A 16642-nucleotide genomic window follows, 5' to 3' on the forward strand; every position below is an offset into this window, starting at 1 on the left:
ACGTAGGCGGTTTATTGGGTAATGTGCTGTCACTTGATTTGGTAACAAACTTGCTTGAAGGCATTACAGGCAACTTATTGTCGCTTGATTTAGTCAACAACCTTGTAGGTGGTCTACTTGGCGGTCTGTTGTCACTTGATCTTGTCAATAACCTCGTAGGCGGTTTATTGGGTAATGTGCTGTCACTTGATTTGGTAACAAACTTGCTTGAAGGCATTACAGGCAACTTATTATCGCTAGATTTAGTCAACAACCTTGTAGGTGGTCTACTTGGCGGTTTGTTGTCACTTGATCTAGTAAATAACCTCGTAGGCGGTTTATTGGGTAATGTATTGTCACTTGATTTGGTAACAAACTTGCTTGAAGGCATCACAGGCAATTTATTATCACTTGATTTAGTCAACAACCTTGTAGGTGGTCTACTTGGCGGTTTGTTGTCACTTGATCTTGTCAACAACCTCGTAGGTGGTTTATTGGGTAATGTACTGTCACTTGATACCGCGAATGATCTTGTCGGCGGTCTATTGGGCGGCTTACTTTCACTTGATTTAGTAAACAACCTTGTAGGTGGTCTACTTGGTGGCTTGTTGTCACTTGATCTTGTCAATAACCTCGTAGGCGGTTTATTGGGTAATGTACTGTCACTTGATTTGGTAACAAACTTACTTGAAGGCATTACAGGCAACTTATTATCGCTTGATTTAGTAAACAATCTTGTAGGTGGTCTACTTGGTGGCTTGTTGTCACTTGATCTTGTCAATAACCTCGTAGGCGGTTTATTGGGTAATGTGCTGTCACTTGATATCGCGAATGATCTTGTCGGCGGTCTATTGGGCGGCTTACTTTCACTTGATTTAGTAAACAACCTTGTAGGTGGTCTACTTGGTGGCTTGTTGTCACTTGATCTTGTCAATAACCTCGTAGGCGGTTTATTGGGTGGTGTGTTATCACTTGATATCGCGAATGATCTTGTCGGCGGTCTATTGGGCGGCTTACTTTCACTTGATTTAGTGAACAATCTTGTAGGTGGTGTACTTGGCGGCTTGTTATCGCTTGATCTTGTTAACAACCTTGTAGGTGGTTTACTTGGTGACGTGTTATCACTTGATTTAGTGAACAATCTTGTAGGTGGTGTACTTGGTGGCTTGTTGTCGCTTGATCTCGTCAACAACCTTGTAGGTGGTTTACTTGGTGATGTGTTATCACTTGATTTAGTGAACAATCTTGTAGGTGGTGTACTTGGCGGCTTGTTGTCGCTTGATCTTGTCAACAACCTTGTAGGTGGTTTACTTGGTGATGTGCTATCACTTGATCTAGTGAACAATCTTGTAGGTGGCTTACTTGGTGATGTGTTGTCACTTGATCTTGTAAATAACCTCGTTGGCGGTTTACTTGGTGACGTGCTATCACTTGATTTAGTGAACAATCTTGTAGGTGGCTTATTGGGCGATGTGTTGTCACTTGATCTTGTAAATAACCTCGTTGGCGGCTTACTTGGTGACGTGCTATCACTTGATCTTGTCAACAATCTTGTAGGTGGTTTATTGGGTGGAGTCTTACCACTTGATTTGGTGACTAATCTACTTAGTACTTTAACTGATGGTTTATTATCTCTAGATGTTGCTACGGACTTACTCGGTCAAGTAACAGATGGTATTTTGTCATTCGACCAATTTGCAACTGTATTGAATGAGCTAACTCAGGTGACTCAAGCTGTCCATACAGATGTTATTGCTCATGTTTTAGAGAATGCTTCAGATGTTGTTGCACTTGATTCGTCAGTAGATCAAGTGGCTGATCTTGTGGATGAGACAACAACAGTATTATTTGAATCTCTCGTTGCGATTAATAGTATCGAAGTTGCCACTCAGGAAGTTGATGATTTATTAAATCGTTTAGAAATTCCTGAAACGGTTGAAACTACAGGGCAAGCCAAAGAGTCGATGACTATAGATCCATTCTTTGCAATGCCATTAACTGTGGTTACAGATCATTTGTTGGATAACCAATCTAGTTTAATCTAGTCTAAGTGTAGAAAGTTTAATTTATATCGTCATTATCCTACAATTAATGTAGATGTTTATGGCTGATATCGGGGCTGAGCTTTGTAAATTACAAGGCTCAGTTATTCGGATATTATGATGCAATTTAAAATCTTGTGAAGATTCGTATCTTGTTCTTATAGTTAAAATAAAAAATCAGATAAAATATTTTGTTTTGAATAGAATATATATTATGAATAACCTCAGCTTATTAAGCGATGCATTAGACGATGCACAATACTTAAAAGAGCTACATTATTTCATTGAAGAACATAAATTACCAATTACATCAAAAGATGATTTAGATGAACAGATTATTGCTATTGAACAATATCTAGGCCAAGATCATTTTATTCAACTTCATGCAAAACGTAAAAAAGCCAATATAGGAACTGGAATATTGGCTTTACCAGTACTGTTCTACTGTATATTTCTATTTATGAGTCGTTATATGGGGTTTTTTAATGTTGACCTCAATACCGCAACAATAAGCCAAATGATTTTTGCTGATGCGATTAAGTATATTTGGCTGGTCATAGCATATGCTTTGGGTTTTATTGCTTTGATTGCTTATTTTTATAAATTAAATGCGCAAGCGAAACAACAAATGCATCAAGTGACGCAACAGTTAGTCAAGCGCACTCAGTCTTAGATATTAAAGATAATATCTTGGGGTTAAGATGATATCTCCATTTTTAACCATGTGGCTGAGATATTATTTTGCATATTGTTGATTAAGTGCATTAAGTTCAGTACTCACTTTTTGTTGTATTGCAGTTGATCGTTGAGTGAGTTGCTGGAATTCTTTGCTTGGGGCCGCAGGATTAAAATCAGCAGCGGTAGATAAAGTATAAAGTTGACTTGCTGTCATTAGATTATCAATGATTTGGGTACGAATTTTTTGTACTTCGGCACTATTTAAATGAAGTGACATGATTTCTATTTTGACTTGTTCATGTAAGTTATTCACTTTTTTGAGTGTCTCTTGCATTTTTGTTGAATCATTTGTCGTGGTTTGAATATTTTTACGTAGTTCTATGGACCGAGTATTTATGCTGTTAATGATTTGATTTAGGGCTGTCAAATCAGATTGAATATCAGATTTATTATTTGATGACAGTTCAGAGGGTTTTGTTTGCCAATTACCTTGAGTCGTAGAAGTATGAGTTTTTGACTGGGTATTTTGTTGTACTTCTGAGCTTGTTTGGATGCTTGTAGTCGAAGGTGCTTTATTATCACTACAGGCACTGATGAGTAAACTAAGTGCAGTGAGAGGGAATAGAATAAATTTCTTTGTTATGATCATTGTCGGTCTCATATTTCATTTTGGAAATGCAACTGTCTCAAAAGAAGAGTGTACAGTTGATTGGTTGCATTTCAATAGAATTTAAAATATGACACTAGAATATTTATATCAGAAGAATTACTTTGATTTTTTGCGTCGGATGTATAGAGTTTTTTGTACTTCAGCAATACGCAAGCCAGATTCATCATAAATGTCTAAAGTATAGTTTCGATAAACTGGTGCATAATTTTCAGCTAGATTTTTGATTTCTTCAATTTCAGCTTGATCTAAACGGACATCTGCATAAACCGTACTTCGCCCAGGGGAAAGAAAATTAATAGAGGCAGACTTATCCCAGACAATGTATTTGGGGCCTAGGTGATGGAGCAGAATCAACATGTAAAATGGATCTACCATAGCATATAAACTGCCACCAAAATGTGTGCCCACAATATTACGATTTTTACTGGTAATAGGCATTTTAATACGTATATGGTGATTTTTAATGTTGAATTGGTCGATCTCAATACCTGCACCTTTAAATGGGGCATATTGATTAAGCAGGTATTTCGATATAAAAGGAACTGTCTGTATTTTCTTAATAATATTAAACATGGTCAATTCTAATTCATAAATATCGAACCATAATAGTGAACAATCATTCGGCAAGCATTGATCGGATTGCGCTCGATTACGAATAAATAGTCAATCACGAAAATAAGATGGAACTCGAACATGCAAACAAATCAACATTGGATTAAGACTCAAGATGGACAGCAGTTATGTGCAATGACATGGGGAGATCCAAACAAGGATGCTTTGGTTTTGGTACATGGCTATCCTGATAATCAAGAAGTTTGGCAGCCAATTATTGCTGAATTGATTCACGATTTTTATATCGTTACTTATGATGTGCGAGGTGCTGGTCAATCTTCTGTACCAAAACGTGTGCGTGACTATAAATTACGGTGTTTATCACAAGATTTAATGTGTGTGACAGACCAATTGTTACCCAATAAGGCATTTCATTTGGCAGCACATGATTGGGGATCGATTCAAAGTTGGGAGTCGGTAACTGATCCGAGTTTTAAATCTCGTCTACTTTCTTATACAACGTTATCGGGTCCTTGTTTGGACCACGCAGCATTTTGGATGCGTGATCAATATCAACAAAATAAAACTCAATTTTTTCAACAACTCACGAAGTCTTGGTATATTGCTGTTTTCCAATTTCCTTTGATTGCACCTACTGTATGGCAGTTTTTTAAACCAGAAAATTGGGGGAAAATACTGACTCGCCTAGAGAAAACAGAAGGATTACCCTCAAATCCTAATATTGCGCATGATGGTCGTTATGGTGTTGGCTTATATCGCGCCAACTTTCTACCACGTCTTTTACGACCAAGGCAGCGTTATGCACAGTGCCCAGTACAAGCCATTGTATTAAAAAGAGATAACTTTGTTAGCCCTGGGCTTATTGATGAATTACCTAAATGGGTTAGTGAATTAGAGCGTGTTGAGCTTGATGCGAATCATTGGGCAATTTTAAGTCGTGCATCTGAGATTGCGACATTAATTGCTCGCTTCGCTAAGCGATATCAAGATGCAACATAATGTATTTTAATCTATGGTAAAAAATTCACTGTAAAGTGGGCAAACCTTGTAGTTAAACTCTGCTAGAATGCCTTTTTTTTCAACTATGCTTTGAATATGATTGCAATTATAGCAGCTATCGTGGTCATGTTTAGCTTGTCTTTGGCGCGAGTTCCAGTCGTATTTGCGTTAATTACAGGTGCGATCACGGGTGGTTTATTAGCAGGTTTAGGTCTGCAAGGAACACTGGAGGCATTTAATCAGGGCTTAGGTGGTGGTGCAAAAATCGCACTCGCTTATGGCGTACTCGGGGCTTTTGCTTTAGCTTTAGCGCGTTCGGGTTTACCTGATTTATTGGCTTATAAACTGATTAAAACCTTAAAGTCTGACGCAAACGCTGGGGCAAGCTCACGTAATAAAGTGAAGTATTTGATTTATGTGGCGATTGCATTGGCTGCAGTGTGCTCACAGAACCTTATACCTGTTCACATTGCGTTTATTCCTGTATTGATACCACCATTATTAGGTGTCTTCAATTACCTCAATCTTGACCGTCGTTTGATTACCTGTATTCTCACTTTTGGCTTAGTGGGTACATATATGCTGATCCCAGTTGGTTTTGGAGCCGTGTTCTTAAATGACATTTTGGCACACAACATCAATATTTATGGGGCTGCTTATGGGTTTCATATAGAGAAAAGTCAGATTCCTTCAGCAATGCTGATTCCTGTGTTGGGTATGTTTGTAGGTTTATTAATTGCTATTTTCTTTAGTTATCGTAAGCCTAGATATTACCAAGATATTAAGCCTAAGGAGAGCGTGCATTCAATCGCGGGCGAACCTATAAAAATTGAGCAAGAGCAAGCACCTCAAATTGCGACTTTTACGCTTTATATGGCAGCTTTTGCTGTATTAGCTACTTTATCTGTGCAAGTGTATACAGAGTCTATGATACTGGCAGGTTTGGTTGGGGTTGCCATTTTAAGTTTCGCTGGGATCTTCAAGTGGAGTGAAGCAGATGATGTCATTATTTCTGGTATGAGAATGATGGCACTGGTCGGTTTTATTATGATTACAGCTCAAGGTTTTGCCGCAGTCATTGACGCAACTCATCAGGTTCCTGCTTTAGTTCAAGCTTCAGTTGAGTGGATTGGTGACAGTAAAGGGCTTGCAGCATTTTTAATGTTACTCATTGGTTTGTTGATTACATTGGGGATTGGCTCTTCATTCTCAACCGTGCCTATTTTAGCAATTATTTATGTACCATTATGTTTGCAATTTGGTTTTAGTCCAGCAGCAACAATTGCTTTAATTGGTTCTGCTGCTGCATTAGGAGATGCTGGTTCTCCTGCCTCTGATTCTACTTTAGGGCCAACATCTGGTTTAAATATGGATGGTCAGCATGATCATATGCGCGACAGTGTAGTGCCAACCTTTATACATTTTAATATCCCATTAATGATTTTTGGTTGGATTGCAGCAATGATACTTTAGTCCAAGACTAAATAAATAAAAATGGCTCTATATATTAGGTATAGAGCCATTTTTATTTAACAAACAGTAAAAGATGTATTTTAAATATCATATTAAAAATGTAGTATTAATAATTGGAATACTAGAAAACAAATTGTAGTGCTAATAATTAATATTGAATACCTTATTAAAATACTTGGATTAAAAACCAACTCAGTTGCTTTGAATTAATAAGTTAGTGAAAATAAGTTATAAAGAATAAATAAAATTAAAATAAATTAATAAACCAACTTAATTACTATGAATAAATAAATATCTTTATAAATCATATATATGTAAATAAATGTCATTATATTGTTATATTCTGTGTTGCATATTTTATTGTCGCATGTTTATTATATTGCATAAATTAGGTAAAGGTGTTCGACATGTTTAAACAATTAGCACTCGTTGCATTATTAGGTGTATCTGCTTCTGCAATTGCAGGTCCTTGGCAAGTTAAACTTGGTGGTAGTGTATTAGCGCCTACTTCTGATACAAATGTTGCTGGTTTAGGTACAGTAAAAGCTGATCATGAGTTTAACTTTACACCTTCAGTTGAATATTTCTTTAATGATAATTTTTCTGCGGAGTTATTATTAGCCGCTCCATTTAATCAAGACGTATTATTGGATGGTAATCGCGTAGCTAAAGTTAAGCATTTGCCACCAACATTGACTGCTAAATATAATTTTAAAAATAGCACAGCATTTACACCATATATCGGTGTGGGTGCGACTGCATTCATCGCATGGGATGAGTCGGGTGTAGCTGATAAAGTGAAAAATGATATTGGTTTTGCAGGTCAAGTGGGTGTTAACTTTAAACCAGCTGATGCGAAAAACTGGGGTGTATTTGTAGATGTGCGTTATGCAGACCTTAGCCCAGAAGTTCGTTTAGTTGAGGCTGCTGGCAGCAAAAAATTTGACTTAGATATTAACCCTATCGTTTACACTTTAGGTTATAGCTACCGTTTTTAATTGAGGCATAACTAATAACAAGCAGTGCCCATAAACAACAAGCATAACAAAAGAAATATAAACAAAGAATCATAAAAGGTATACAACAATAAAATTCAGCGCTTAATAGCCTTACTCCCTAAAAAGAGTAAGGCTTTTTAAGCTACTGTTTAACACGTGCTATCACAACATGTTTAGAAATTGATAAGAAAGTTAGATAAAAACGAGTTTAAGTATTGAAAAATCAAGACGGGACTCCAATTCATATAGCATTCTAGAAAAAGCAATATGATAGGGAGTCATTTATGACCGAGCAAAGCGTAGAAAAACATAGTTTCCAAGCTGAAGTAGCTCAACTTCTACATTTAGTGACACATTCACTTTATTCTAATCCTGAAATCTTTTTACGTGAATTAATTTCAAATGCGTCAGATGCTTGTGATAAATTGCGTTTTGAAGGAATTAATCATCCAGAATTTTATGAAAATGATCCTGAGTTACGAGTACGTGTAACACTGAATAAGGATAATAATACTTTAACAATTTCTGATAATGGTATTGGTTTAAGCCAGCAAGAAGCAATCGATAATTTGGGAACGATTGCAAAATCTGGAACCAAGGATTTTATGTCTAAATTAACAGGGGATCAAAAGTCTGATGCTCAATTAATTGGTCAATTTGGTGTAGGCTTTTATTCAGGTTTTATTGTTGCTGATAAAATTACTGTTGAATCACGTCGTGCAGGCACAACGAGCAATGAAGGTGTACGTTGGATCAGTGCTGGAACAGGCGAATTTGAAGTTGAGCAAATTGAAAAGGCTTCACGTGGAACAGACATTATTCTACATTTACGTGAAGATGCTTTAGATTATTTAGAAAGCTATAAAGTTAAACAAATTATTAATCGTTATTCAGACCATATTAGTTTGCCAATTCAAATGCAAAAAGAAGTTTGGCAAACTGAAGAAGTTGCTGAGGGTGAAGAACCTAAAGGCGGCCAAATGGTGAAAACTGATGAGTGGGAAGCAATTAACTCAGCGAGTGCATTGTGGACACGTAATAAAAATGATGTAACAGAAGAGCAGTATGTCGAGTTCTATAAAAATCTAAGTCATGCTTTTGAAGCACCACTTGCATGGTCACATAATCGCGTTGAGGGAAGTACTGAATATACTCAACTTTTATATATCCCTGCAAAAGCGGCAGCAGATTTATTTACCCGTGAAGCTAAAGCTGGAATTAAGCTTTATGTGAAACGTGTATTTATTATGGATGATGCAGATAATCTAATCCCGAACTATTTGCGCTTTGTTCAAGGTGTTGTGGATAGTGCAGATTTACCGCTTAATGTAAGCCGTGAATTATTGCAAGAAAGCCGCGATGTTAAAACTATTCGTGAAGGTAATGCTCGTCGAGTTTTGACAATGCTGGATGGGTTGGCTAAATCAGAAGATGAGCAAGACCAAGAGAAATTCAAACAGTTCTATCAAGAGTTTGGTGCTGTTATTAAAGAAGGTCTTGGTGAGGACGTTGGTAATCGTGATCGTATTTTAAAACTATTACGTTATGCGACATCTAATAATGATGAAGTGAGCACCTCTTTAGCAGACTACAAAGCACGCATGAAGGAAGGGCAAAAAGCCATCTATTATGTTACTGCCGAAAGTTTATCTGCTGCGAAAAATTCTCCACAACTTGAATTGTTCAAGAAGAAAGGCATTGAAGTAATTTTGATGGCTGATCGTGTTGATGAGTGGGCAATGAATTTTGTACACGAATTCGACGGAACTACGCTCCAGAATGTATCAAAAGGCGCAGTCGATTTAGGTGATTTGCAAGATGCTGAAGAGAAAAAAGCGTTAGAAGCCGCAGCAGAACAATTTAAACCTGTGATTGAGAAATTGAGTGATTCTCTTAAAGATAAAACCAAAGAAGTTCGTGTAACAACACGTTTGGTTGATTCGCCTGCATGTTTGGTCACTAGTGAAGGTGAGTTATCGCCACAGTTGATTCGTATGTTGCAACAGGCAGGTCAAACGATTCCAGAAAGTAAGCCAATTTTGGAAATTAACCCTGAACATCCATTGGTGCAAAAGTTAGAGAATGCAGCACAGTTTGATGATTTGGCAAATGTGATTTTCGATCAGGCCGTGATCGCAGAAGGTGGTTTACCAGAGAATCCAGCTGAATACATTAAACGTATTAACAGCTTGCTTCTAAAATAATCAAAACTAAATACATGTTGAATGGTCATTAAGATGATCATTCAACAAAAAAGCGACTTATATTTTGAGTCGCTTTTTTTAAGCCATTTATTTTTAAAATAAAGCTTCAAGGCGTAATAAGCTACTGAGGTAATGACTACGATGGTCGCGATGTTGATTAAAGTAGTTGAGGTCAGCTTGTACAAAAATCCATTCACGCCATACAGGTTGGCGCCAAGACACAAATGGTCCCCAACTGTCTAAACGTAAATCACTTTCATGATAAAAACCGCCACTGTAAAGCCCATAACTAAAACGATTATTGTCAAAAAATTGATGTTGCCTAAATAGACGGTTATCCCAGGTGAGGTCATCACTTTGTTTATCGGCATAAGTCAGACTCAGCTGGTTGGAGACAAACGCATGTTGAGGTCGTGCATGGGTGAGTTCGAGGTTGGTTCTTAAGTAGTTTTCACTTTTAGAGCCATAACGATAGATTTGTTCAGCACGGATAAAAAAGTCATTTTTAAGTGACCAGTCGCGTTTAGCCTTAAAACGTACATATAGATCATCACCAGAACGTAAGCCGAGGTCAGCATCTAGTTTAAAAGGGAGTTTTTTTGAGATTTCTGACCAACGAAGCGCAATCGAACTATTATCTTCCCATGATTGTTTTCTATCGAATTGTTTGTTGGGAGCATAATCGGGGTTTTGGTTAACAATACTGAGGTTGTGATCAAATTCGTTATCTAAACTTTCATCACCAAAGACTACGCTGAGTTTGTTCTCTAAAGTTGGGAGTTTAATTTTTCCTCGAATACGTGGTTTAAACTCATATTGGTCATGTTGGTTATAACTTTGGTCGAGAATTAAACGTAAACTGGCATCAGCTGGACGTTGAGGATTGGTTGTGCCAAACCAGCTATCAATCTTCATTGCTGTCTGATCAACCCATTTATGGATATGGTTTTGTTGTTGATCTACCCAAGTGTTTTCTTGAGTTTGTTCGGTACTCGGTATGCGTGCTTGATTTGATTCTGGGGGGAGTATGGTTGGCGTTGAATCAATTAAGTTGGGTACATAATCAATAATATTTTGAAAGTGACTGTTTTCTGTGTCTTTTGTAGGTATAGGTTTGGACGGTAGAGCATCATTTGCATGGCTTGGCATTGTTAAAAACAATAGAGTAGAAAAGGCTGCAGCTTGGCAATGAATAAGATGAAAAAAATGATTGTTCATATGGCAAGTCACTTTGCTGTATTTAGATGATATTTTGAAATATTGTCTGAAATCTTAAGCAGAATAACAAGCGATCAAGTGAACTATGCTGAAAAAGTTGATATAGGATTTAGTGTTGTCGCGCTAGGGGGAGTCAAGAAGTAATGTTGGATATGTCAAACATTACTTCTTGAGGTGTTTTTAGATATTTATTTCTGTTTAGGTACGTCACAGCTTTCATCATTGCACATTGCAGATGAGTCAGTTTCAACCTGCTCTGCCTGTGCTTGAATATCTGCCTGTGCTTTTTGCAATACCTCTAGAAATACCTCACGAGGCTGTGCGCCAGCCAAAGCAATACGTTGATCAAAAACAAAGAAAGGTACACCCGTTACTTTTAATTGTTCATGTGCAATTTTTTCATCATGACGGACAAATTCAGCAAAACTATTGTTGTTGAGAACATCTTCAACTTCGCCATGATCAAGGCCTAGACGTGAAGCAATATCTTCAACAATTTCACGTTCACCAATGGCGAGACCTTCCGTCATGTAGGCATGAAAAAAGGCTTCTTTCGCTTTGTCTCCTAATCCTTTGCTTTGTGCTAAGTGGACAATTTGATGAGCATTAAAGCTATTGCCAGAGTTAGCCTTTTCCCAATTAAACTCGATGCCTTCACTTGAAGCAATCTCAGCGATATTTCGCTCCATTGCTTGCATATCTTCAAAACTACGGCCATATTTTTTAGCCAAACGTTCTGTGTTTGAAGTACCGTATGTACTTGGCGCATCTGGATCAAGCTCAAAACTATGCCAATGTACTTCTAATTCCAGTCCAGCTTCTGCCGCAACATGTTCTAAACGTTTTTTTCCAATGTAGCAAAAAGGACACACTACATCTGACCAAATATCTACACGCATGGTATTTACCTAAAATTTATCATTCATATTTGGGGTATATGAGGATGTGATCCATAAGTTTAAAGCTCAGATTTAAAAAATATACATAACTGGCTAATGATGGAGCAAAAAGTGTAATGTTGTCACTTAATGAAAATGACAACATTTGCAAAATTTACTGCCTTAGAAATATTGCTTTTTATAGAAGATATAAGCAATCAATCCGCTTGAAAGCAACATGACTATAACCAGATAACTAAAAGCATGTTCTGCTTCTTGAAAAGGTAATGGCACGTTCATACCATAAACACTCGCAATCAAAGTGGGTACGGAAAGTACAATAGTGACTGCCGTTAGAAGTTTAACCACATGACTTACGTTATTTTGAATTACGTTGCCATAGGCATCCATGACATTATTTAGGTTAAGTTGATTGATTTCAGCGACAGCCGCAACTTGATCAAACTCAATCAAGCAGTGTTGATAAAGATCTCTTTCTTGTTCAGTGTGAATCCAAAGTCTGGCGACATTGTCATGGTGTAATATATGAAGCAATTGCTTTAATGATGTTGTGATGTAAAGCAAGCTTTCATTCAAATAAAGCAAAGTATAAAGTTCTTGGTTGCGATACGAACGTGATAATTCATCTTCGGCTTGCACGATATGTTTTTCGAGTTGTTTAACAAGTTCAACATAACTCTGTGCACAGTGTTGTAAGATGGCCCAAGCTGGGTGAATACCTTGTTGTATTTGTTGCAGTGCCTGCTGTTCAAAAAAAGCTCGCTTATAATGATGATCTTCATTGCATATCACCACAAAGCAGTCTTGTTTGAGCAACATTGTGAATGGGATGGTACGAAACTTGACTTGGTCATCTAGCCGTTCTACGTAGGTATTGCTAAAAGGAATGTGGATCAGCAAAAATGTCCATTCACCGCGCTTTTCAATACGCGGCCGTTCATCGGGATCGAGTGCTTGATGAATAAAGTCTGTAGGTATATGTAGCTGAGTTTCTAATATATCCAGTTGAACAGCTGTATGATCAAGACTCTGCTCAAAATCTAGAAAACTAAGGTTGGGGTTTGATGCATTTGTTTGTTTTGCATTTGGTGTATAGCGATAAATATCAATCATGTTCGGTACTCAATTGTAAGGCAGAGGCCAATAAGTGGGTGCGTTAAATCTACAAATCAGGCTTATTGGGTACTAAGCTGTACGTAAATACTTTTTCTTGTAGAACACGACGAGTAAGGTCACCACAATGAGCAGCATGGAGACACTGACCAATACGGTCATAAACCATTCTTCCTCATAAGGTAAAGCCACGTTCATAGAGAAAATGCTACCGATCATTGTTGGAATGACCATTACGATTGCTAAGGTGGTTAGTATTTTTAATACGCCATTTAAGTTGTTATGGATAATGGCCGCATAAGCATCCATTAAGTTACTTAAACTTTCACGACGAAGTTCGGTGACCTCTGCTGCTTGATGAATATCAACTAATATTTCTTGTAAACGTTTTGATTCAGGTTCATGTAACTTAATATCATGTCCTTGCATAATGCGTTTATACAAGATATTCATTGCTGTGAGCGCTGTAGAGAAATATACCAAACTCTTGTTGAGAGCAATTAAGCCAAACAACTCGTGGTTACGGTATGATTTTTTTAGTTGGTGCTGTAGATGACTAATTTGTTTATTAATCTTATTGAGATTTAGATTGTATGAGTCAGCCACTGCTTTAAAAACCAACAAACTAAAACGCGTTTTCATATAACTTTGGAATTCACCATAGCGACCAGCAATGACATCTTCAATGAGTGTTAGTTGTTGAGCAGAAACAATAACCAAATGATCAGCACAGTGAATAACACCAAAAGGTTGAGTTTGATAAGGGGCTTGATGTTGCTCAGTGGTATCAAGTTGAATAGGTGTATTGAGTACCATTAGCAAGGTGTCGCCATCTTTTTCTATGCGAGGGCGTTCGTTTTTATCTAAGCAATCATGAAAAAAACTGCGTGGGATATTTAAACTTGTCGCAAGTAATTCGATTTCTGTTGATTGCGGGTTACACAAGTAAATGATGCTATTGTGCTGAATGTCTGTGCTTTCGAGTAATAATCCTTGAGGATTGCTTTGATAAATTTTAAGCATATTGTACTCCGTCAATACTTAGATAATTTGACGTTTTTTGAAAATAATAACGATGGCAACACTGAGTAGCAAACTAAGGCCAGCCAGTAGAGAGAGTGCGAAAGGTTGCTCTTGAAATGGCAGAGGGATATTCATGCCATAGAGGCTGGCAATACCTAGAGGAATAGCAGCAATAATCACGTAAACAGACAAGTATTGCACCAGTAGGCTCAGGTTGTTCTCAATTGCAGCTGAATAGGCATCCATTAAATTACTTAAATTAATATTATGAATTTCTGCCATCGCTTGTGCTTGATCCGTTTCAACCATGACATTCAGTAATCGGTGTTTCGCCAATGAATGACCCGTTATCACTTGCATGTCATTGAGTAGATTGAGAACCTTACTATTTCCACGTAAAGAAATTGCAATGCGATTCAAAGCCTTATTGTGATTTAGTAATTTGAATACCTGTTTATTTTTGATTGAACTTAAAAGCTCTTGTTCAACCAGCGTGATCTGTGCATTGACGATTTTACTGGCAATGATGAACTGATCGGCAGCTAACTCTAAAAAGTGATAAACCTGTTGGGCGAGTTGTTCAATGGCTTGTTCTGGACCCTGTTCAACATAATGGATCATTTGATCGAAGATGGGGTGGTCTTGTTTGGAAACAATGAAGACCAAATGATCTTTAATAATGATCGCAAAACTTTTACAGCTGACGAGCTGTCCCGATTTAGACTGTGTGATAAAGGGAAGATGCGTCATGATTAATGTAGACTGTTGTTTACATTGAATACGTGCACTGGCATTTTCATCTAAAGCAGTCTGTATAAAATTATACGGAATTGAAAACTGGTTAGAAATATGGGTGATATAATCCTGATCTGGATCAATGACTTTGAGCCAGTGGATGGAGGAGTGTATCTGCATTTGGGTTTCATTCGTTTTAAACATGTTTAAAACTCCTTGACCGTGCATGAGTCCGTGGTTGGGTAACCCTGTCCTCGAATAGTAAATCTCAAAAGTGTATAACAGCAGTTATAAAACATTTTTGAATCGGCATAAAAAAAGCACGCCTCCAATAAAATAGGGGCGTGCTTAGACATGACTTTTTACAGATACAGTCCTGCACAACACCAACACCTCTGGACATGATTCGACCAGAGCGTATTGATATTGGTTTACCCCAATTCATTGAGCTTTAGCACTGTACGGCATAAGAAAGAGATGTTTCTAGCTACGTTATAAACCACCTTAATTCGATGGTTTCTGTTCAAACCCGTTGGCGTCTTTGGACGTTTCTGGGCAGTAGCATGTCTCCGTACAGGAGCCTCACCTAACGAGGTTATTTGCAATTTGTTGCCGCGGATTATATGCAGGAAAATTATACAATTCCACTAAAAAATTATTTTTAAAACTAAGATATTGATTTATTGATGAATATAATTATTAAAATGAAAATATTTTTCCACTAATTTGAACTGATCATTTGGTGAATTTTTTATGTTCTTTTATTAGTGGATTGTATTTAACAAATATTAAATTATGCTATTAATTGGAATAAATATGGGTATTCTTTGTGATTAAATATAATATTTTAAATTTAAAAGTTTTTAATTTTTGGTGCGTTAATTTTTACTCAATATACGCAACTTAAAGAGTAGTCAATTTTTTGCCACTTTTTATTTTTGCATTAAATTATTTTTGATTAAAAGATCATCTGTTGTTTTATTGATCAAATATAATGCGGTTCTCTATTTTAGATTGGACAAAACCTCATTGGAATATGAGGTTTTGTCAGATCATTTGTGCTTAGTTTTAGTCAAAAATCTTAGAAATTGCTTGGAATGGAAGTGTAACGACATCAAAGGCAACCGCAAATGGGAAGAGGACTAATTTTTCTGCACCGCTATTTTTGTAAGTCGTATAGCGCTCTTCAGTCTGTGTATAGATACTTACAGGATAGGGTTTGCTTAATGGTTTAAGCGAATTAAGATTATTCACAACCGGATAGACAACACCAGATAGTTTAATGTTAAAGCAAAAACGTTGAGCATTCATACGCTTATCACTAGATGTTGTGCATTCCTCTGCGGCATTTTCTAGGAAAAATTCGAGGTCTTTTTTACTAACATTTTCCTGTAACTTTACGTAGGACAGCGGTAAAACACCCGAGAAATGACCATCATTTTTGGCTGAATAGAAATTCAGTTCACGTGTGAGTTGGATGTGTTTGGGATCAAGTTGGCCAATAATAGAGACAAATCGTGCGCCGCCTTGGGTTAATACATAACTGTTTTTAGTTCCCGCAATGACCAAGCTGTCTGCTGGAAGCTGATTATTTTGTTGCGCCATTTTACCGAATGCAACGACATTATCTTCAACTAAAACGACCTTTTCGGTACGGGTGCGTTCACTTTTGCCTTTATTTAGTAAAGTTGATGTTGCACAACCTGTAAACATGAGTGTAGAAAACCCAAGGATCACACCCGTTTTTATTGTTGACTGCTTCAATGCAAACTCCAAAAAAGTTAATTTAATCGGTTAGATATTTTTGTTATATGATGATGAATTAGTCGAGTTGTCAAGAAATTTGCACATTATTACGCATTTTACTGAGGTGTCATTTAATTGAAATTGACTAGAAAATAGCTGTTGAATGGTGATTTTATATGTGGTGTTTAGGATGATTCTCATCAATATTGGATTGGTTTATCCGATGGAGCGTAAAACCTCATCGTTCAGGGTGAGGATATAAGTGACTGGCGTAAGCCATATGACACATTTC

General features: G+C 37.1%; 13 protein-coding genes, 1 pseudogene and 1 riboswitch. Of the genes and pseudogenes, 6 read left to right on the forward strand and 8 right to left on the reverse strand.

Annotated elements, in window-relative coordinates; genetic code table 11:
- Positions 1-2024: pseudogene (locus RFH42_RS13580) on the forward strand (hypothetical protein); the annotation flags it as partial.
- A gap of 211 nt (positions 2025-2235) precedes the next feature.
- Positions 2236-2694, forward strand: a complete 459-nt coding sequence (locus RFH42_RS13585; protein ID WP_308976251.1) for a DUF6097 family protein — start codon at positions 2236-2238, stop codon at positions 2692-2694.
- A gap of 63 nt (positions 2695-2757) precedes the next feature.
- Here the strand turns inward: RFH42_RS13585 and RFH42_RS13590 are convergent, their stop codons facing one another.
- Together RFH42_RS13590 and RFH42_RS13595 are read right to left on the reverse strand one after the other, a co-directional pair.
- Positions 2758-3348: a hypothetical protein gene (locus tag RFH42_RS13590; RefSeq protein WP_308976252.1), complete on the reverse strand. Its 591-nt coding sequence runs from the start codon at positions 3346-3348 to the stop codon at positions 2758-2760.
- Between the two features lie 117 nt (positions 3349-3465).
- Positions 3466-3942, reverse strand: a complete 477-nt coding sequence (locus RFH42_RS13595; protein WP_308976253.1) for a PaaI family thioesterase — start codon at positions 3940-3942, stop codon at positions 3466-3468.
- A 120-nt stretch (positions 3943-4062) separates the two neighbouring features.
- Between RFH42_RS13595 and RFH42_RS13600 the strand changes: the two genes are divergently transcribed.
- The 4 genes from RFH42_RS13600 (at position 4063) to htpG (ending at position 9616) form a co-directional block, all read left to right on the forward strand.
- The gene (locus tag RFH42_RS13600; RefSeq protein WP_308976254.1) at positions 4063-4941 is read left to right on the forward strand and encodes an alpha/beta fold hydrolase; all 879 of its coding nucleotides are present in this window, start codon (positions 4063-4065) and stop codon (positions 4939-4941) included.
- A 96-nt stretch (positions 4942-5037) separates the two neighbouring features.
- Complete coding sequence (locus RFH42_RS13605; RefSeq protein ID WP_308976255.1) at positions 5038-6414, forward strand: Na+/H+ antiporter family protein; 1377 nt, start codon at positions 5038-5040, stop codon at positions 6412-6414.
- A 407-nt stretch (positions 6415-6821) separates the two neighbouring features.
- On the forward strand, positions 6822-7412 hold the full coding sequence (locus RFH42_RS13610; RefSeq protein WP_308976257.1) for an OmpW/AlkL family protein: 591 nt from the start codon (positions 6822-6824) through the stop codon (positions 7410-7412).
- Positions 7413-7696: 284 nt separating this feature from the next.
- The gene (gene htpG, locus RFH42_RS13615; RefSeq protein WP_308976258.1) at positions 7697-9616 is read left to right on the forward strand and encodes a molecular chaperone HtpG; all 1920 of its coding nucleotides are present in this window, start codon (positions 7697-7699) and stop codon (positions 9614-9616) included.
- Between the two features lie 93 nt (positions 9617-9709).
- On the opposite strand, the gene RFH42_RS13620 is transcribed toward htpG, so the two are convergent.
- The 6 genes from RFH42_RS13620 to RFH42_RS13645 form a co-directional block, all read right to left on the reverse strand.
- Entirely contained in the window at positions 9710-10765 is a 1056-nt protein-coding gene (locus RFH42_RS13620; protein ID WP_374990776.1) for a hypothetical protein, read from the reverse strand.
- A gap of 257 nt (positions 10766-11022) precedes the next feature.
- Positions 11023-11733 (reverse strand): DsbA family oxidoreductase, encoded by a 711-nt coding sequence (locus RFH42_RS13625; protein ID WP_308976261.1) that lies wholly within the window; start codon positions 11731-11733, stop codon positions 11023-11025.
- A 162-nt stretch (positions 11734-11895) separates the two neighbouring features.
- Positions 11896-12846: a magnesium transporter CorA family protein gene (locus tag RFH42_RS13630; RefSeq protein WP_308976262.1), complete on the reverse strand. Its 951-nt coding sequence runs from the start codon at positions 12844-12846 to the stop codon at positions 11896-11898.
- A gap of 72 nt (positions 12847-12918) precedes the next feature.
- Positions 12919-13869, reverse strand: coding sequence for a magnesium transporter CorA family protein (locus RFH42_RS13635; protein WP_308976263.1), 951 nt, complete (start codon positions 13867-13869; stop codon positions 12919-12921).
- Positions 13870-13887: 18 nt separating this feature from the next.
- A complete protein-coding gene (locus RFH42_RS13640; protein ID WP_308976265.1) occupies positions 13888-14808 on the reverse strand; it encodes a magnesium transporter CorA family protein in 921 nt (306 codons plus the stop codon).
- A 224-nt stretch (positions 14809-15032) separates the two neighbouring features.
- Positions 15033-15205, reverse strand: a riboswitch (M-box (ykoK) riboswitch).
- A gap of 467 nt (positions 15206-15672) precedes the next feature.
- Positions 15673-16317, reverse strand: coding sequence for a hypothetical protein (locus RFH42_RS13645; protein WP_308976268.1), 645 nt, complete (start codon positions 16315-16317; stop codon positions 15673-15675).
- Between the last annotated feature and the right edge of the window lie 325 nt (positions 16318-16642).

The sequence above is a fragment of the Acinetobacter rudis genome (assembly GCF_031157835.1).
Lineage (GTDB): Bacteria > Pseudomonadota > Gammaproteobacteria > Pseudomonadales > Moraxellaceae > Acinetobacter > Acinetobacter rudis_A.